Genomic DNA, 18,484 nt, shown 5'->3' with positions numbered 1-18,484 from the left:
GTAAATACTGATTAAATTTCACTATATTGGCTAAACTATTCTAATTTTCGCTCAAGTCAGAGAAATTAAACAGCTCTTGTTAACTACTTTTTCTCGGTTGATTTTCAATAATGACGCAACAACGCTCGCCTTCAATACCTGCGACAGTATAACGCTCAATCGAGCAGTCCTGCTTTATCTCATTTAATTCGGTATCAGGATAACGTCCCTTCATTGCCAACCAAATTCCATCATCGGCAATAAGATGTTGCGTCCACTGAACCATTTGTTCCAGGCTACTAAAAGCGCGACTTACTACTGTATCAAAACCTTGAGTTGGGTGGTAGTTTTCGGCCCTAAATTGTACAATTTCTACATTTTTTAAACTGAGCTGTCGCTTTACCTCATTCAAGAATCGAGTTTTTTTACCATTAGAATCTAATAGTACAAAGTTAAAATCAGGCCTAGCTATAGCGAGAGGGATTCCCGGTAAGCCGGCCCCTGTTCCTACATCTATAATTTGTTTGCCTTTAAGCCAAGGTAAAATAGCCAGGCTATCTAAAATATGTTTACCAACCATTGACTCAAGGTCACGGATTGCCGTGAGATTATAAGCTAAGTTCCACTTGTTAAGTAAGAATAAATAATCCGCCAAAGAAGCACTAAGCGCATCCAGATCAAATTGGTGCAAACCTTCTTTAAGCTGCGATTGTATTCGCGTTATTTGTTCCTTCATACCTCAATTCGCTGTTTTTTCAAATGCACCAAAAGTAGGGACAAGGCGGCAGGAGTAACACCCGAAATACGGCCAGCCTGGGCTAAAGTAGATGGCCTTATCTTCGTTAACTTTTGAATCACTTCATTAGATAATCCTGTGACATCGCTATAATCGAGAGATTCGGGGAGAGCCGTGTTTTCTTGTTTACGCATTTTTTCTATATCTTGTTGTTGTCTATCGATATAACCTGCATATTTATTTTGAATTTCTATTTGTTCGCTAACTTCTGGTACTAGTTCAGGTAAATTTAAATCCTCGAGCATTAATAAGTGTTGATAATTAATCTCTGGACGTTTCAAGAATTCTGAGGCTCTATTATCATGCTGCATTGGATTGAGTAATACATCCTTTAAGATCTCATTATGTCCTACACGAACCCAAGTTTGGTGCAGCAATGCTTGCGTGGACTCTATTGCTTCACTTTTTGTAGCAAAATGTTGCCAACGCTCGTCACCAACTAAGCCTAATTCTCTACCTTTAGCGGTTAAGCGTAAATCTGCATTATCTTCACGTAAAAGTAAGCGATACTCCGCACGCGAAGTGAACATTCGATAAGGTTCTTGAGTGCCGCATGTAATCAGATCATCAATTAATACACCAATATACGCTTCATCACGTCGTGGACACCAAAGTTCTTTATCTTGTACTTGCAGCGCCGCATTCATTCCGGCGATGATTCCTTGTGCAGCAGCTTCTTCATAGCCTGTTGTGCCATTGATTTGCCCTGCAAAAAACAAGTTGGGTATTGGTTTGGTTTGTAAAAATGAAGTGAGTCCACGAGGGTCAAAGTAATCATATTCTATGGCATAGCCTGGTCGGGTAATATGAGCATTTTCAAAACCTTTAATCGTGCGAACAAACTGCACCTGTACCTCAAAAGGAAGGCTTGTAGAAATGCCATTAGGATAGATTTCTTCAGTAGTTAATCCCTCCGGTTCAACAAAGATTTGGTGGGATAATTTATCAGCAAAACGAACAATTTTATCTTCTATTGAGGGACAATAACGTGGCCCTACACCTTCAATAACGCCAGCATACATCGGTGATTGGTGCAAATTATTACGAATAATTTCGTGTGTTGCTTCAGTTGTATGGGTAATATGGCAAGGTACTTGTTGGGGATGATCACTCACATGACCTAAATAGGAAAAAACAGGTATCGGTGTATCACCTGGTTGTACCGTCATTTGGCTATAATCTAAAGATCGACGATCGATTCGTGGAGGTGTTCCCGTTTTTAAACGGCCAACGGGTAAATCCAGATCACGTAAACTTTTTGCTAGGGCTACTGAAGGTGGATCTCCTGCGCGACCTCCGGCATATTGATTCATACCTACGTGAATTTTTCCACCCAAAAAGGTACCAACAGTCAGTACTACCGCACGTGCTCTTAAGACCAAGCCCATTTGGGTAACCACCGCAGTTACTCGTTCCCCTTCAATCAATAAATCATCAACAGCCTGTTGAAACAGCGTCAAGTTGGGTTGTGTTTGTAATTGTTCTCTAATGGCTTGGCGATAGAGTACTCGGTCTGCTTGTGCGCGCGTAGCACGGACTGCAGGACCTTTGGAGGCGTTAAGAGTACGAAATTGAATTCCCGCCTTATCCGCAGCTTTGGCCATAGCTCCATCTAAGGCATCAATTTCTTTCACCAAATGGCCTTTCCCTATCCCGCCTATGGCAGGATTACATGACATTTGACCGAGCAAATCCATATTATGAGTAAGTAATAACGTCTGGGCCCCCATTCGCGCTGCTGCTAGAGCAGCTTCTGTGCCTGCATGTCCGCCACCTACTACAATAACATCATATAATTTTTCAAGATTCATGACTGATCAATATTTGTATAACAAAAAGAGGAATTATACACTTTTTTGTGCATTGTCCCAATATTAAAGAATGAGATGCAGATGTTCTATGGGGACACATCGATTATTTGCTGAATTAGTTCAGCATTATCAACCCCATATAATCTCTGAAGTTTTACAAACTCATTCATTGTGTACGTTTCCGTGGATCAATTTTTATTTCCACTCAATACCATAAAATTTGTTAGTTGTTCAAATAATGTCCTATGATCATAATAATTGTACTTTTTGTGGTTTTTTCTTATGTGGCGCGACGTCCCTAGTCTCGAAGATTGGGAAAAATTATGTGGGAAGAATGGACTAACTGCAATTGAGGTTAATACGCTGCTTGTAGCTATTACCCAAGTTTTGCAAGACTATCATGCAATTCCAAAAACCAAATTAGAGTTCTTGGATAAAAGAATGGAACTACTTTCTCAGATAAATGAGATGAGCATTCAATTAATGAAGGTATTACCCAAAGCGGTAGAACCACTAGGCGTTATTCAAAAGCTAGCTGAAAATAAAATACTCTATCTAGAGAAGTTAAAAAATCATTATAAAGATGTTAAACCACGTCACTTATCAAAAAATGCGATGTTGGAAACAATTAGGCAGCGAGAAAAAACACATGGAGAGAACCCTTTATTAAGTCTTTTTGGTTCAACTTTAATTGAGCGATTAGATCCTGCTCATCGTACAATCGAATTTAATTATAGTGATATTGAAAAGGGTTTAAATCGTGCCGAATATCCGATGAATACTGCATTCTATGAGTGGGTCAGAGAAACCGATCCTCCGCCCTTTTTTTTGTGGTTAGAAGAGCATCCATTGACAACGGCATTAGAAGGGGTAAGTGATAATTGGCGAGACTCTTATAAAACGAAGATAACTTCCGTCGATTATGAGTTACGAGACAAAGTTCACGTTAAGACAGATGATGAGAAATTGAAAATTATTCCCAAAGATACTTCAGCAGAATTGCTTCCCCTAAATACAATTCGCTTAAAAAATATTTCTTATAAAAAGGGTATGGCATTTGGGGGTGTGGCTTTTGTATGGGATAAATATAATGACAATTTATTCCATGTCCATCCACATAAGGCTGGAATTTTCCATCACTCGTCACTTTTTAATGGGCGTAAGGTGCGTTGTGCCGGAATGTGGTTGGTCCAAGATGGGATAGTGGCGATGATTAGTAACAGCAGCGGGCACTATAAACCGGATACACTGCATTTTTATCAGTTGATTCGTTTTCTTCATGAGAAAGGTGTGGTTAATAATTTTACCCAAGTTGCAGATTTCTTGCGACCTCTACCTTATACAGAAGGAACACGGGTACCTAGCAATTTTATTCCTCTAAAAGAGTATTTTGCTTGGGCTGAGGAGCAACCCTTTGTACAAAACTACTTGGAAGTGGAAAAATTGCAACCATTCACTGCATCTCATACAACTGATGCAGGGATGGGAAAAGCAAACCGAAATTAATTCATATCTGTTGTTCATATTTAAATCATAATAAATTGTTATACTATGCATAGATAGATAATTTTTTTGAGATAAGCGATGTTTTTTGATGAAAATGAAAATGAAATTGAACTCGAAGATTTTTCGATAACGCATTTAAGAAAAAGATTAAAACTAATGAAAGGGACTACAGCGTCCAAAAAATCTATTACGCAATCTATACTGAAAACGCTCCCGTTTTTTAACAGGTTTATTGAGTCTGCAGAGGTAGCTGGGAGTGCTATTACCAGCATGGTACAAATCAAAGGACATCTAACTCATGCTTCAGACGTAGCAGGTAGTGCTTTTCTAATCATTAGATTCGTGAATGCGGCCATTGATTTTATCCGAATTCCAGGTATTTACATTGCAGCCTATATAGCGAATCAAGAATCACCGATTACTTTGTCACGTAATGCCCGTTTTTTATATTCGGCAGTGCTCTTAGGTCTTACGATAACTGCAGTAGCATTTCCTCCCTCAGCTCCTATTATTGCTTTGGTTATTTCAATCGCTACATTAGGTTTAAGTGTCGTCACGCTCGCTAAGCTTTATTACAAACGTTATGAGGTAAAAGATAAGTTAGCACAATTAGAAAAAGATATTGATATTAAAAAAAATCAGCTAGCTCATTTAATTGATAACTTGGAGCAATTAGAAGCCGAAGCAAAAAAGATGAAGGTTGCAGGCCAAAGAGATAACATTAAACTCTTAGAGGACAACATCAAAACGGGACGACAGGAAATTAAGAAACAATTAAACGAGTTGCAAAAACTATATGATGATCAAGAGCTTGGTAAGCAAAAATTAGCAAAGCTGGGTACAATCGCTACTTGGGATAAATCTGCAGGTGTTGCATTCGCTTCGCTGGCATTAATTGGTGCTATAGTCAGTTTGGTATTCCCTCCTGCAGGATTTCCAATACTTGCAGCCGCTGCTTCATTGGCTGTTGTTTATGTTGTTGGACGTGTTACCTATCCTTTATTTAAGTTTCTTGCGGGAAAAATAGCTAATCTTATTACAAGAAAACCAGAATCCGCTAAAAAAGAAAGTGAAGAGAAAGGAGTAGAAGACGTTTTGATTGAAACAGAGTTTGAGACTTCGTCTATGAAGGTTAAACATGATATGGATAAAATAAAAAAAGATGCAAAACGATTAGAACAAATCGTCGCAGATTTTCCAATTATTGAAACACCCAAACGACCAGAAGCAACTGCTCAAGCCCCCAGTTTAAAAATTACAGGCGCTAAAAAGAAAAACAGTGATGAGGAACTACAAGAAGATGATGAACATCCATCAATGCAGTAGAGCAATTTTCTTTTTATTCTAGCATAGCATAGAAGCATCTAATCGTTTCCCGATTGGCATCTGAAGAGTTTGCGACGCAGTATTGTGAGTCTAAAAAATCATAGAATGTTATCCCATTTACAGAAGATCCTTCACTTCGTCTTCCAACTCACCTTAAGTTTTTCTTGACCGCCAATGAGCCTACGTGCTGCGACTTGTTCGCAGCATCCAGGAAAAAGCGAGCTTAGTGCCTCAAACCCTGGATCCCGCGGACAAGCCGCGTGACGTGGGTATGGCTTTAAGTCAGGTAAAACTTAGGTGAATTGGAAGCACTGCGTTCGGGACGTACTGTGTCCGCGTAGCCTGGGTGGAGGCGTACGCCGTAACCCGTGAAATCTTTGTCCCGAAAACCCGGGTTTCGCTTCGCTACACCCAGGCTACAATTAAGTTGATGTGCTCTGTTCTTATTTCTCGACTTTGACGATATCTTAATCAACTGACTTATCAAGCGGGGTTCATGGGCGGCAGAGCATTTTCATTTTCCTTTTTACGCGGATGATTTTTTTTCAGTTGCTGAACACTGCGCCATAATTCATCACCTCGCCACAAGATTTTTTCTTTGCTTTTATATAAAACTTGCGAAAGAATTTGCACTTGTTTTTTGAACGTTACGTCGGTCGTTAGGCGCGTTAAATCAGTTAAATTTAGTATGGGTGCATCTGGCCAGTAAAGATTTGCCCACTTCAATAAGGCATCGCGTGCTTGTTGTGGATTAGCTTGCGCACACGCTTTATGGAGATTATTTAAAGCGGTTTTATATTGACCTTTTCCCGTATTTTTATTGCGTTTTTGCCATCCCCATAAGGCAATAGTAATGATCCACGCCAAGGCGAAAAGTGCGGCCACTATCCAACCCCAATTAAATTTGGTTGAAGAAGTAATAGGCTCGCTTCCTTCTTTGGTGGGTTGAGTGATAGGCTGATTTTGAGAGATAGTGGGTTGGGGGGTGGTATTTGTTGCTGGTGCAGTGTTTGAAGGAGTTACTTCAAAAGTTTTTGCAGGTAAAGTTGCTATTTCTTCTTTTCCTGTTTCAGTATTAAACCAAGGGAGTTTTAGTTCTGGAATTGTTATTTTTCCTGCTTTATTAAATAAATAGGTCACCTTGATTTCTGTGCGGCCAATCAATTCACCATAGGTAACCCGGTTTTTATCTTTTCCTTTCTCTGGATAAACATTTACTCCATCTGTTTCTGCAAAATTGAGTGTAGGTAAGAGTTGCGCTGGAATTCCTACTCCTTCAAGAATTACGGTACGAATTAAGGTGTTGCCTTGAGCAATAGTTTTCTCGGAGTTTTCATATTGTTCCATTAACTTAACTTGTTTGGCTGGTAACCATGTTTTACCGGAAAACTCTTTAGGAATGGGTTGTACATCGATGCTCGTGGTTTTGTCCTGAGCTTTTACTCGTTCGGGATTAAAATCATAAATCACTGCTGTAAATACAGGTGATTTTATTTTTAAAGTACCACTCTTTTGTGGAAAAATGGCATAATTTTGTTCTTCTACAAGATAAGTCATATTATTTTTTTGAATTTGAGATCGTTTTTCCTCACCTAAAGGAACGAGTAGGGCATTTTCGACTTGGGGGCCTTTATAATCTGCATCTAAGAAATGTTTTGAATAGTATAAAGTCACTTTATAAATAATTTGCTGATTCACATAAGGTTTTTTGGGGATAACTTCGGTGGTTAAATAAAGATTTTGATTGTTCTGATTGGCGAAATCATTTCTAGGTGTATTTTGCGATGTGGTACTTGAGCTGACTTCTATTGTCACTGGTTTAGTATAGTCCCTGCCTATTCTAATCGCAGGAATTGTTACTTTACCTTCTTTTTGTGGCTTTAAAGTTATAGTCCATTCGCTAGATGATTGGGCTTGGCCATTGATGATCGAATAATTCATACGACGTTCAGTGCCAAGAATCATAAAATTCTTTTGTAGTGGGGTCAGATCCGGAATGCCCCCATTTTGTAAATTATCTTGAGTTAGAATTAACCTGAATGAATCATCAATGCTTATTTGAGAAGGATTAACTTGTACCTGTACTTCAGCATTAACTAATGAACTGAATAAACAAAAGAAACCAATAATTATTATTTTTTTCATTGATACCACCCGCGTTCTCTTCTTAAATGGTCACGTAAAAATTTTTCTCGCATCAATCCGCCTGGATCATCCGGAATCAAACGCAACCACTGTTCTTTAGCTTGTTGTTTTTCTCGTTCTGCTTCAGATTGAGCTTCACTATTTTGTTGATCTTTGTTTTGCTGATCTTTGTTCTGTTGATCTTTGTTCTGTTGATCTTTGTTCTGTTGATCTTTGTTTTGCTGATCTTTGTTTTGCTGATCTTTGTTTTGTTGATCTTTGTTTTGTTGATCTTTGTTTTGTTGATCTTTGTTTTGTTGATCTTTGTTTTGTTGATCTTTGTTTTGTTGATCTTTGTTTTGTTGATCTTTGTTTTGTTGATCTTTGTTCTGTTGATCTTTGTTTTGTTGATCTTTGTTCTGTTGATCTTTGTTTTGTTGATCTTTGTTTTGTTGATCGTTGTTTTGTTGATCTTTGTTTTGTTGATCTTTGTTTTGCTGATCTTTATTTTGCTGATCTTTGTTTTGATTTTTTTCTTTATCTTTTTTCAAAAGGTCTTCAACTAACTTACGATTATAAATGGCATCTTGATTAGCTGAATTGATTGCCAGTGCCTTATCATAGGCTTTGATTGCTTCTTCGTATTGTCCCATATGAGCCAAAGCATTGCCTTGGTTATAATAACCTTGTTCATTTTTTAAATCTTGATATAACTCGGCTGCTTTTTGATAATCGCCTGCACGATATGCTGCGGCTGCGCTCCAATCGCTACGTGTAAATGTTTCTTTAGCTTGTTTAAATTGATTTTTTTTCATCAACTCTTGCCCTTGTTGATCTGGTGTAGACCATAAGTCTTGCCAACTAAAGGCATGAGTAGTACACGATAAAAATGAGACGAATAAAAGAATAAAAAAACGTATCATACAACTACCCTCTGTATCCAACCACGTCGAAACACCGGCAAGAGTAACAGCAACGCAGGTATTAAAAGCCAACGACCTTCATCACGCCAAAGAGGGATATCTTTTTCTTCACTTAGAGCAAATTCATTGTTATTACTGGATTTAAGCCACTGCTCCAAATCACTTGAATCGGGGGAGTATTTGACTAATTGTCCACTACCTGCATCGGCAAATTGCTCAAAAAGTGGATTTAAATTTTTATCTGCTTTGACTGGGATAATAGATGAGTAAATCCCTGATTCAGCCAATTTTTTCGCAAGAGCTATCGATGCGCTGGAGGGGGCGTCTGCCGTTAACACCAGAATTCGTCCTTGGTTATAACCTGCTTGTTTGATTAAGTTACTGGCTTCATCCAAGGCGCTATCAAGGTTTTGTCCTGTAACTGGCAGAATATCTGGAGTTAATGAAGAAAGTAATGAGGAAATAGTATGCCCATCATCAGTCAACGGAGAAACTACAAACGGCTCGCTAGTAAAGACCACAAGGCCAAATTGACCCACATCTTTGTGGGCAAATAAATCATGCAATTTAAATTTGGCACGACTTAGACGATTAGGAGTTAAATCATTAGCCATCATATTATCAGACATATCCAGAACTAGAACTCTAGGTTGTATTGGTTTATAGGTTGCTACAGGCAGCCTATACCAAGCAGGACCGGCAATACTAAAAATCATAAACAGAATACTTAAAAACAAACAGAGCATGGAACCCATCCGTTGTCCCTGCCCTTTTTTTTGCAGAAGATGACTCAACAAATGTTGATCGCACACCTCCGACCAGGCATGTAGTTTTGGTTTCTGTCGCCATAAAATCAAAATTAATCCTAGTAGGGGTACGATCACTAACAGCCACCAAGGTCTTAAAAAATGAAACGTTGCAATCATGACTTTAAGACCTCCCGATCGGTCATCCTAGCTCGTATGCTGAAGCTCAAATCGGCTTTTCTCAGTAGCCAAGAGAAACAAAGTAATAATGCAAGACCGACAAACCAAGGATAATATTCCTTTTGGGGACGAACGGTGGCTTGTTCCTGATTTATAGTTTCCAACTGATTAATTGTTTGATAAATTGAATTTAATGTTTCAGTATCTGTAGCACGGAAATAGCGACCATCAGTCATGTCGGCCATTTTTCTTAAGGTTTCTTCATCCAAATCTGCTGAAGCATTCTGCATCATAAAATCACTAATAAGCGCTCTTGAATCTGCTTCAGATCCTAAACCTATGGTATAGATTTTGATTCCTTCTTCTTTAGCCAATTCAGCCGCTTTTAACGGAGCGAGTACACCAGAATTATTTGCCCCATCGGTCAATAAAATAAGAATTCTTCCTTTTTTGGGAACATTATTTAATCGCTTTACAGCAAGACCCACGGCGTCTCCAATAGAAGTTGTTTTACCTGCAAGTCCTGCAGTAGCATCTTCAAGCCTTAAGAGAATGCTGTGTCGATCATAGGTAAGAGGGGTTTGTAAATAAGCACGAGTACCGAAGAGGATTAAACCAATTTTGTCACCGGTACGGTCTTGGACAAATTGTTCAGCAGCACTTTTTACAACACTTAAACGACTTACGGGACGTCCGTGGAAAAGCATATCAGGAATTTCCATACTCCCAGATAAATCTAAAGCCATCATAATGTTAAACCCCTCACGCGAGATGGGTTTGGGAGCACCAATCCAGCGAGGACCTGCTAAAGCAACCACCAATAATAACCATATTATGGCGGGGATGAGCAATGAATATTGGGCAGAAACAGAACGCTTTTCTTGATCTGCAATGTGAACCATGTCAGCAAAGAAAGGTACCTTCAACGCGGCAGGCAATTGTACTTTAGCTCTTGGCATTAAAAACCAGAAGATCAAAGGTAAAGGGATGAGAATTAAAACCCAAGGGTTAGCTAATTCGAACATGGCACTCCTCTTTGTTTAATCCAAAGCTGTGCTGCGTTAAATAAGGGGTTGAGATCCATCTTTTCTTGTGTTTTAAACGGGGCATCAAGTAGTAATTCCTTTACCAAATTGAAATCAATATTTTTGCTCGTTTCATTTAAAAATTTAAGCCATTCTTCCCCATGTAAACTAGCAACTTGCTCTCTTGGATAATAGACAAGGGCAACTCGGCGTAATAATTCTGAAATATGTGCACTGGCCTGGGCGCCATTTTGTTCTTGCTCATATTGATGCTGATAGTGATTTAATAAAAGCAAGGCTTGCTTTTTAGCCAGAGTATTTCGATGCTTTTTATAAAAAACATATGCGAGTACCGTTGCTAAAAATAAGATAACCCCAGTCAAAATATACCACCCCGGAGCCATTGGCCACCAACCAATTGGAGGGGGGAGGTGAATGTCTTTTAACTGCGCCAGGGGAGCGGTATTAACCACGGGACCTCCTGGGAAACGTTTGGCGCACGAGTGGCGCTAAATCAACATCTGCTGTAACCTGCACATACTGGATGTGTAAGCGTTGCAATTGAGTTTGCAAGTGCTCTATTCGTTGTTGACAATACTGCTCATAGGCTGCGCTCACAGAGCGCAAGCTGGTATCAAGGATTAGCTCTTGTTGCCCATTAGTGATGGCATATTGCTGTGGTTTGGGTGGAGAAAGCTCAACTTGATCACAAATATGATAGGCCAGGATGTCATTATGATAACGTAATCGATTTAAATGTTTTTCACACTCACGGTCCATAGAATAGAAATCACTGATCAAAACCAGGATGCTTCCCGGTCTCACTACGCGATGTAAGCGGACCAATGCATCGCTAAGTTGTCTTGGTTGGGCTTCGCGTTGTTCTTCAGTTTGATCGGTATACCGACTTAAAGAGGCTAATAATGGCAGTACCCCTATATCCCGACTGCGAGGGGTAAATTCGCTGTGATCCGTAGCTGAGAAGAATACTCCTCCTACTCTATCGCCTTCTTTTATTACGGTCCAAGCAAGAAGCGCTGCGAGTCGGGCGGCAATGACCGATTTAAATGCGATGCGCGTACCGAAAATCATGGAAGGATTGAAATCAGTGAGAATCACTACTGGTCTTTCTCGTTCTTCCTGATAAATTTTGATGTGAGGTTTACCGGTACGCGCCGTAACGCGCCATTCCATATGGCGTATTTCATCACCTGCCTGATAATTTCTTACTTCGGCGAAATCCATACCTCGACCACGTAATTTGGATAAATGATTTCCTGATTGTATTGCTTTACCTTCAGGTTGATAATGCATGGATTGGACATATCGCCTTAAGTCAATCAATTCGTTTAATTCTGCAATAACGCCATTAGCCATAAAAACCTCGTGTACCTCATATGTCTCTTTAGATTGGGACTGAATTCATCAGATTCAAGGCTATTTGTTGGGCCCAAGGCCCAAACCTCCAGTTTTCTACGGAACAGCAACTAAACGCAATAAGGAGTCAATAAAATCGTCGCTATTGATTCCTTCAGCTTCCGCTTCAAAGCTTAATAAAATGCGATGCCTTAATACATCATGGGCAATCACATGAATGTCATCTGGAGTAACATAATCTCTTCCACAAAGCCAGGCATGAGCTTTAGAGCAACGATCTAAAGCAATCGTAGCGCGTGGACTTGCACCAAAGCGCAACCAACGACCCAGCTCTTCGCTGTATACGCCAGGATTACGAGTTGCTACCACTAATTGTACTAGATAATTTTCTAATGCATCGCTTGTATGAACATTCAGTACTTGTTTACGTGCTTCAAACAATGTTTTTTGCGAGAGTTTTTCAGTGGTAACAGGTTTAGTGGCCATAACGGCACCTAAAGCTTCCTTGCGCGATAGGGCTAAAATATCATGCTCTATTTTGGCATCAGGATAACTAATTTTTACATACATCAAAAACCGATCCAGTTGTGCTTCAGGTAAGGGATAAGTTCCTTCCTGCTCAATTGGATTTTGTGTTGCCATGACTAGAAATAGTTCAGGCAGAGGATAGGTTTTGCCTCCTATAGTAACTTGGCGCTCAGCCATTGCCTCAAGGAGTGCAGATTGAACTTTTGCTGGAGCACGGTTAATTTCATCTGCCAAAAGCAAGTGATGGAATATAGGACCTGGTTGAAACACAAAAGAACCATTTTGTGGATGGTATACATCGGTACCGGTTAAATCTCCAGGCAATAAATCAGGTGTAAACTGAATGCGATGAAAATTTCCTTCAACCCCATCAGACAGTTCTTTAACTGCCCGTGTTTTTGCTAATCCTGGCGCTCCTTCAACTAATAAATGGCCATCTGCGAGTAAGGCAATAAGTAAACGTGAAATTAATCCATTCTGACCCAAAATTTGTGAATTTAAGTGATGACTTAACTGTAATAATTGGCGTTGTATCGCATTTCCAGTCATACTGTCTTCTACTTGCTCCATAATTTCTACCTTAATCTTAAATTACATCGAATAGAGTTAAATAAAAAAACTTATCCTAGCGTGAATTACATTCGCTGCCAAGTGCTGCAGAGGTAACCTAAGAATTGTAGATACTCACGACCACGTCCTCCTTGGCGGGTCACTGCGGCACATCCCAGACTACATTATTGTTGATAATCGGGATGGAGCTCCAAAGGCATCATCGTTTGCAGGTTTTGATAAAGAGAGAGAATCTCTTCACAAAAAACCTGGAATTGTTGTTGGTTCTCCCATAAATCATAATCTGCTCCCTTAAGGAAAACCTGTTCTTTTGCAAGTGTCTTTAATAAAACAAGCTCCTGGCGTGAAAATCCCAAATGACTATTTATTTCAACCAATTCCATAAGTTTTTTATGCTCTTTGATTGGGCGCTGTTCGTGTAAACAATACGCTTTTAATGTCAGTACAAAAGCTTGGTACATCAGTGAAGTAACAGGAGTTAATACTGCAAGTGGATCAGTTTGTCTAAATGTCCAATCATTGATTTGCTGCAATAAATAATCGGCAGCATAGGCATGTTGGGTGGCAATATTGAGCATTTCCAATGGGGATAAATAACGTTTGTCCATAAAGGAGTTTTCCTATTTGATTTGGGGGTCTTAGCTTTTACAACTGCGTTCGACAGCTTTTTCTGGGTTTAAAGTATGTTAAAATTGGCCTTCATTATATCTCTGAATTAAATTGATGCACGCTTTTATTAACAGTTCCTTGAAAATAGGCTCTTTGACTTTATCCAATCGATTAATCCAAGGCCCTTTAGCTGGTTATAGCTGTGCACCATTTAGAACCTTATTTAATCATTATCGAGCTCCCGCTTATTGTGTGACGGAGATGAGTTCAGCAACGGATATTCTTTTTAAACATACAACCAATTCACGTTATATTTATCGGGCACCACAGGAACAGATCCTCGCATATCAGATAGCAGGTACTGAGCCTGCTGTATTGGCGCAAGCCGGGCAACGATTACAACTTAATGGTGCGGATATTATCGACATCAATTGTGGTTGTCCAAAACCTAAAATTCGTAAAAAAGGTGCTGGAAGTGCTTTACTCGAAGACCCGGAGCACTTAATACGTATTGTCAAAGAAGTACGCACGGCGATTACTATCCCCTTAACTATAAAAATTCGCATTCAAGGCGATGCAAAGGATGTTCTGCTGGCAAAAAAAATTGAAGAAGCAGGAGCTGATGCGCTGATCGTACACGGTCGCCGTTGGATGGATGATTATGATGTAGCTTCTGACTTAAAACAAATTGCAAAAATAAAACAAAGTATTGCTATTCCGGTAATTGCTAATGGAGATATTAATAATATCCACAGTTTGCATAGGGCAATAGAGTTAAGCGATTGTGATGCTTATATGATATCACGTGCTGGCAGTGGCAAACCCTGGCTCTATCAAGAGTTATTAGAACAGCAGAGTATTTCGATAAGTTTAGCGGATAAGATTAGTCTTTTTATGACGCATTTACATGGATTGGCTGCATTGGAGGATGAGTATAAGGCCGTTTTACAAAGTAAGTCCTTAGTTCGTTATTATTTTGGCAAATTATTTGATGAATCAGCACTAAATCGTTTTTATTTATTAGATTCTTTGGAGATGATACATTGTTTTTTGCGATCGTTGTTTTAATGCGATTGTCATCGCGTTATTTAAGAAAGGTTAAATCAAATCACTATAATCTTGATTATAAATCATAAGATGCTCCAATCGCTGAGCTGCTTTTTGGGCTCCCTCCTGATTGCCATTTGCAAAACGAAGCTTGGCAAGATAATTTAAGTAAAGCTCAATATATTCTGGAGAAATAGGATACTGAAGACCGGTTTCCAAGACTTGTTGAGCCGGGTGCAGTTCATTTTGCTCTATTAAAAATCGAGCAAAAGTGAGTCGCGCTAAACAAAAATGAGGATCATTTTTTAAAGCCTTACGAAAATATGCTTTTGCTTTTTGAGCATCATCTCGCTCTAAACTTTGTAACAATGCCATTTGAAAATAAGGACGTGCAAAATAGGGGTTCATTGCAATGGCTTGTTTAATTGCAAATTCAGTTTTTTCTATCCAAGAATGACGCTCGCGATTCGATGTTGCATGTTGGATTAGTTGTAAATATGCGTCAATTTTAAGGCTTTGAATTTCAACAAAAGGAAATAGGTTCAGCGCGTGATTGCTTGCAGCAATTGCCTCATTGAATTGTTTTGCTTGAATTGCTGCTTCAGTATTCTCAATATAATGTTCGAGGATGAAAAAGCGAATAAAATAAGAGCTTATCAGGAATAGAAACACAATGATTCCACAACGCAGGATCCAAATATTTTTTAGTGAGAATGAATAAATTTTAACCCAGCCCTTTGTCCTCAGAAAATAATGCAGATAGCCCAAACAGCACCCCATGAGGAGATTCATAGGGAATACATAGAAATTAAAATCAATAAAGCTATGACATACTAAAGCCGCTAGTGCACTAAAGCAGGCTATGCCTTGGATATGTGTTACAGGGTTTTGATTCGGGTGGTTTAAGTAGCTTTTTAAATAGCTGAGCAGCGTCACTATAATTCCAAGCAGAATTACAATACCTGGTATTCCAGTTTCAACAAATAATTGTAAAAAGTCATTATGAGCGTATTCGAGATTAGAACCATCACCTGGTAAGCTAAAGGCAGGGTAGTACTGTTTAAAATTGAAAATACCTAAACCATACCATGGGGTTATCTTCCATAAGTGCCAAGCACCCTCCCAAATAATAAGACGTGATTTTTCATGGGCGAGTAAATCAAGACGATGATGTATGGCAGGTTGAGCAAAGAGGCACAAAGTGGCCAAAGCCAAAACTACAATTCCTGATAATTGGTAAATACTTTTGAGTTTTATCTCATGACGGCATAAAACGATTTCCAGGGCTGCAAAGAAAATAAAACACAAGATAACGCCACGGCTTAAAGCAGCCAATAAGGCTAAGGTAATTATATAGAGGCAGATTAGGGTGATGATTTTTGGTGATTTAAATTGATTTATTTCCCTGAGTCCAGCGTAATCTAGAGTAAAAAATTTACCTAGCAATAGGAGATCAATCATCATTAAAAAAGCAGCAGCGGTATTTTTGCTGGCAAAAAAACCGGTTGGCATCGCATTTCTAGCAAATAATTGAATCAGAGCATAAACCGCACAAACAAGACCTAGCACCCAGAGCAGCTTAAGTAAATTGTTCCATAACCAATCAGCAACAGAATCTCTATTAAATAAAATGAAGCCAAATATCCACATGGAGCACTGAAAAATACCAAAAAGGGCGGTGCGAGGAACCAGCCCTACTAATGGGGGGAGAATGATCCAAACGAGCCAAGCTCCCAGTAAAAGAGTTAATTTAGAAATTGACTTTAGGGACCAAAAATAACCAATAGAACCAAGAATGGTGGTAATTATGACACCATAACTAATCAGTAGAATGGAATAGTCACTTGTTCCCTTAAATAGAAAAGAGGCGATCATTAACAAAAAAAACAGGAGTCCCACCGATTTATGAACATTGTTCTTATCACTCAAAAAATTCAGTGGCATCCTGTATTTCATCGAACATCACACATCATGAAGAGTTAACATCCAGAAACCCATTTCCCTTTGATAAAAGGACCATCCAAAGAGAAATCATGCTGGGTTACAGTTGTTGCCGGATTACTGTTTCCGCCAGGAGGTAGAAGAAACATGTGTAAATAATGTTGCCACATCCAACCGCCCATTACACTAAACTGTCCCATACTTGCCGACCATTGATAACTTGCACCTAATCTTGCTTCTAGTTCGGGTACAAGACGAGTTTGTTTTGCCTGAGCATTAAAAGGAAAAGCGATACCGCTTAGGTTTGCTCCAGATAGGCTGGCTTTGCCCTGCCCAGTTAACAGGGCCATGGCACTTTGGGCAAATAATGAGAAACCGTAGTTCATATCACGAGACATATCTATACCAACTCGCGGGCCTGCACCTTGGAATTTAGTGTATGCGACGGATCTTTGTATAATATGTGGTGCAGGATCAGAAGGGAGTTTTTCAAACTCATAGTCAGAACGTTTGATTTGGGTGTTGACATATTGTCCCCCGGCATAAAAACGAATGGTTTTCTTTTTACCGAAATGACTGGTTTGTGCAAACTCTAAATTAACGGCATCAAATTTCGTATCGAATTTTAAATCGGTGAAGGTAGTAACTGGATTAAAGACATCTCCAGAAAAGTATGAAAAGTGATCCGAATTATCAGGATTAAAATGCAGCCAATTAACATTAAGATCATTTCCTGTATTAAAATGGTAACTTCCTTCAAGTAAAAACCCCCAGTCCCATGACGAATCAACGGTATGTGATGCATTGCTGATTGGATTGATAATTGGATTAAGTAATGCTGAATTGGTGTTTGGTTGTAAATATAAAGCGCTAATACCTAAATCCCAAGCATTACATGGACAAGGGACGGTTACATTATCAGGGCTGCATACAGGCCCCATAGTGCCAGCTTGGGCTATTCCAACACTTAGCGTACAAAGTATCAAAGTGGCTATGTTCTTCATAAATTGATTCATCATCCTTGTTATTTTTATTCATTATTCAATAAGTGAAGTGATTAATCAATTGGGATGAATCAACTAGCCAATCAAGCTTCTACCCCCATCCACTTTGAGGATTTGTCCGGTAATGTAGGGGTTTTCGGCCAAGGCTAAAATTGCTTGGGCAATATATTCGGGATTACCATGTTTTTTTAGAGGAGTTTTCGCAATAATTTGTTCTTGTGTTTCTAGAGTTAAGGTATTGGAATGCTCAGGCCAAATAATGGCCCCTGGCGCAACGGCATTGACTCTGATTTCAGGAGCAAATTCGCGTGCCAAGCTTTTTGTTTGCATTTCCAAAGCGGCTTTACTTTGGCAATAGACAGAGTAGTCTTTCAATGGTTTTTCTGCATGGGTGTCGCTTATATTAATGATGGCTCCAGATTGCTTTGCCAACAAAGGACGTGCTGCGAGACTCAATAAAAAAGGCGCTTTAACATGAATGTCAAAAAGAGCCTGCCAATCTGTTTCAGAAAATACAGTAAATTCGGTGCGGATGAACACAGAAGCATTATTAACTAATAAATCCAAACGCCCGGCCCAATCTTGAACGGTAATCATCATTTCTTCTGCTGCGCATGGTTCCGTTAATTCTCTTTGTAAAACAAAGGCACTATAGGCGCGTTGCTCATTTAACTCTGCGGCAAGGACATGAGCCTCTGACAATGATTGATGGCAATGAATTACTACTTTATATCCTGCGGTATGGAGTTTTCTGACTACCGCGGCACCGATACGACGTGCTCCACCCGTGACTAAAGCAACTTTCGCTTCTTGTTTGTTTGTCGGATTCAATGTATGTTCCTATTCTCGATTATTCTGGGCGAAGCGAAGCTTCCGAACTTTTGCCTACGTCCCGCGGCTTGTCTGCGGGAGCCAAAGACCTTATTATCGCAGGATCCCACGGACAAGCCGCGGGACGTAGAGTCAAGATGCATTGCTTCGGTTTTACCCAG

16 protein-coding genes are annotated in these 18,484 nt (G+C 39.5%); 3 read left to right on the top strand and 13 right to left on the bottom strand.

Annotated features, from left to right (window positions below):
- Window positions 1-79: 79 nt before the first annotated feature.
- Together rsmG and mnmG are read right to left on the bottom strand one after the other, a co-directional pair.
- Window positions 80-715, bottom strand: a complete 636-nt coding sequence (gene rsmG / locus ACWTEW_RS28670; protein ID WP_454781434.1) for a 16S rRNA (guanine(527)-N(7))-methyltransferase RsmG — start codon at window positions 713-715, stop codon at window positions 80-82.
- On the bottom strand, window positions 712-2,586 hold the full coding sequence (gene mnmG / locus ACWTEW_RS28665) for a tRNA uridine-5-carboxymethylaminomethyl(34) synthesis enzyme MnmG (RefSeq protein WP_454781433.1): 1,875 nt from the start codon (window positions 2,584-2,586) through the stop codon (window positions 712-714). Before mnmG ends, rsmG begins: the two co-directional genes overlap by 4 nt.
- A 282-nt stretch (window positions 2,587-2,868) precedes the next feature.
- Between mnmG and ACWTEW_RS28660 the strand changes: the two genes are divergently transcribed.
- Window positions 2,869-4,092: a hypothetical protein gene (locus tag ACWTEW_RS28660; protein ID WP_454781432.1), complete on the top strand. Its 1,224-nt coding sequence runs from the start codon at window positions 2,869-2,871 to the stop codon at window positions 4,090-4,092.
- Between the two features lie 78 nt (window positions 4,093-4,170).
- The gene (locus ACWTEW_RS28655) at window positions 4,171-5,418 is read left to right on the top strand and encodes a hypothetical protein (protein WP_454781431.1); all 1,248 of its coding nucleotides are present in this window, start codon (window positions 4,171-4,173) and stop codon (window positions 5,416-5,418) included.
- A 483-nt stretch (window positions 5,419-5,901) separates the two neighbouring features.
- Here the strand turns inward: ACWTEW_RS28655 and ACWTEW_RS28650 are convergent, their stop codons facing one another.
- The 8 genes from ACWTEW_RS28650 to ACWTEW_RS28615 all read right to left on the bottom strand — a co-directional run bounded on the left by ACWTEW_RS28650 (window position 5,902) and on the right by ACWTEW_RS28615 (window position 13,499).
- Window positions 5,902-7,563 (bottom strand): protein BatD, encoded by a 1,662-nt coding sequence (locus ACWTEW_RS28650; RefSeq protein WP_454781430.1) that lies wholly within the window; start codon window positions 7,561-7,563, stop codon window positions 5,902-5,904.
- The gene (locus ACWTEW_RS28645; RefSeq protein ID WP_454781429.1) at window positions 7,560-8,465 is read right to left on the bottom strand and encodes a tetratricopeptide repeat protein; all 906 of its coding nucleotides are present in this window, start codon (window positions 8,463-8,465) and stop codon (window positions 7,560-7,562) included. Before ACWTEW_RS28645 ends, ACWTEW_RS28650 begins: the two co-directional genes overlap by 4 nt.
- On the bottom strand, window positions 8,462-9,391 hold the full coding sequence (locus ACWTEW_RS28640; RefSeq protein ID WP_454781428.1) for a vWA domain-containing protein: 930 nt from the start codon (window positions 9,389-9,391) through the stop codon (window positions 8,462-8,464). The genes ACWTEW_RS28645 and ACWTEW_RS28640 overlap by 4 nt, the downstream gene beginning before the upstream one ends.
- Window positions 9,388-10,416: a VWA domain-containing protein gene (locus tag ACWTEW_RS28635; RefSeq protein WP_454781427.1), complete on the bottom strand. Its 1,029-nt coding sequence runs from the start codon at window positions 10,414-10,416 to the stop codon at window positions 9,388-9,390. Before ACWTEW_RS28635 ends, ACWTEW_RS28640 begins: the two co-directional genes overlap by 4 nt.
- A complete protein-coding gene (locus ACWTEW_RS28630) occupies window positions 10,404-10,889 on the bottom strand; it encodes a DUF4381 domain-containing protein (protein ID WP_454781426.1) in 486 nt (161 codons plus the stop codon). Before ACWTEW_RS28630 ends, ACWTEW_RS28635 begins: the two co-directional genes overlap by 13 nt.
- Window positions 10,882-11,793, bottom strand: a complete 912-nt coding sequence (locus ACWTEW_RS28625) for a DUF58 domain-containing protein (RefSeq protein ID WP_454781425.1) — start codon at window positions 11,791-11,793, stop codon at window positions 10,882-10,884. The genes ACWTEW_RS28630 and ACWTEW_RS28625 overlap by 8 nt, the downstream gene beginning before the upstream one ends.
- Window positions 11,794-11,889: 96 nt before the next feature.
- The gene (locus tag ACWTEW_RS28620) at window positions 11,890-12,891 is read right to left on the bottom strand and encodes an AAA family ATPase (protein WP_454781424.1); all 1,002 of its coding nucleotides are present in this window, start codon (window positions 12,889-12,891) and stop codon (window positions 11,890-11,892) included.
- Window positions 12,892-13,055: 164 nt separating this feature from the next.
- Window positions 13,056-13,499: a hypothetical protein gene (locus ACWTEW_RS28615; protein ID WP_454781423.1), complete on the bottom strand. Its 444-nt coding sequence runs from the start codon at window positions 13,497-13,499 to the stop codon at window positions 13,056-13,058.
- Window positions 13,500-13,614: 115 nt separating this feature from the next.
- Between ACWTEW_RS28615 and ACWTEW_RS28610 the strand changes: the two genes are divergently transcribed.
- Entirely contained in the window at window positions 13,615-14,568 is a 954-nt protein-coding gene (locus tag ACWTEW_RS28610; RefSeq protein WP_454781422.1) for a tRNA dihydrouridine synthase, read from the top strand.
- 30 nt (window positions 14,569-14,598) lie between these two features.
- Here ACWTEW_RS28610 and ACWTEW_RS28605 read toward each other — a convergent pair whose 3' ends face one another.
- The 3 genes from ACWTEW_RS28605 to ACWTEW_RS28595 form a co-directional block, all read right to left on the bottom strand.
- The gene (locus tag ACWTEW_RS28605; RefSeq protein WP_454781421.1) at window positions 14,599-16,491 is read right to left on the bottom strand and encodes an O-antigen ligase family protein; all 1,893 of its coding nucleotides are present in this window, start codon (window positions 16,489-16,491) and stop codon (window positions 14,599-14,601) included.
- Window positions 16,492-16,526: 35 nt separating this feature from the next.
- Complete coding sequence (locus ACWTEW_RS28600; protein ID WP_454781420.1) at window positions 16,527-17,492, bottom strand: Lpg1974 family pore-forming outer membrane protein; 966 nt, start codon at window positions 17,490-17,492, stop codon at window positions 16,527-16,529.
- A gap of 75 nt (window positions 17,493-17,567) precedes the next feature.
- Window positions 17,568-18,323, bottom strand: coding sequence for a pteridine reductase (locus ACWTEW_RS28595; RefSeq protein ID WP_454781419.1), 756 nt, complete (start codon window positions 18,321-18,323; stop codon window positions 17,568-17,570).
- Between the last annotated feature and the right edge of the window lie 161 nt (window positions 18,324-18,484).

The sequence above is a fragment of the Legionella stuttgartensis genome, assembly GCF_977063405.2.
This window is presented reverse-complemented; position numbering and strand designations above follow the sequence as displayed.

Coding starts and splice junctions, on each gene's coding strand:
- rsmG (WP_454781434.1), bottom strand. CDS start 715: ATGAAGGAACAAATAACGCGAATACAATCGCAGCTTAAAGAAGGTTTG.
- mnmG (WP_454781433.1), bottom strand. CDS start 2,586: ATGAATCTTGAAAAATTATATGATGTTATTGTAGTAGGTGGCGGACAT.
- ACWTEW_RS28660 (WP_454781432.1), top strand. CDS start 2,869: ATGTGGCGCGACGTCCCTAGTCTCGAAGATTGGGAAAAATTATGTGGG.
- ACWTEW_RS28655 (WP_454781431.1), top strand. CDS start 4,171: ATGTTTTTTGATGAAAATGAAAATGAAATTGAACTCGAAGATTTTTCG.
- ACWTEW_RS28650 (WP_454781430.1), bottom strand. CDS start 7,563: ATGAAAAAAATAATAATTATTGGTTTCTTTTGTTTATTCAGTTCATTA.
- ACWTEW_RS28645 (WP_454781429.1), bottom strand. CDS start 8,465: ATGATACGTTTTTTTATTCTTTTATTCGTCTCATTTTTATCGTGTACT.
- ACWTEW_RS28640 (WP_454781428.1), bottom strand. CDS start 9,391: ATGATTGCAACGTTTCATTTTTTAAGACCTTGGTGGCTGTTAGTGATC.
- ACWTEW_RS28635 (WP_454781427.1), bottom strand. CDS start 10,416: ATGTTCGAATTAGCTAACCCTTGGGTTTTAATTCTCATCCCTTTACCT.
- ACWTEW_RS28625 (WP_454781425.1), bottom strand. CDS start 11,793: ATGGCTAATGGCGTTATTGCAGAATTAAACGAATTGATTGACTTAAGG.
- ACWTEW_RS28620 (WP_454781424.1), bottom strand. CDS start 12,891: ATGGAGCAAGTAGAAGACAGTATGACTGGAAATGCGATACAACGCCAA.
- ACWTEW_RS28615 (WP_454781423.1), bottom strand. CDS start 13,499: ATGGACAAACGTTATTTATCCCCATTGGAAATGCTCAATATTGCCACC.
- ACWTEW_RS28610 (WP_454781422.1), top strand. CDS start 13,615: ATGCACGCTTTTATTAACAGTTCCTTGAAAATAGGCTCTTTGACTTTA.
- ACWTEW_RS28605 (WP_454781421.1), bottom strand. CDS start 16,491: ATGCCACTGAATTTTTTGAGTGATAAGAACAATGTTCATAAATCGGTG.
- ACWTEW_RS28600 (WP_454781420.1), bottom strand. CDS start 17,492: ATGAAGAACATAGCCACTTTGATACTTTGTACGCTAAGTGTTGGAATA.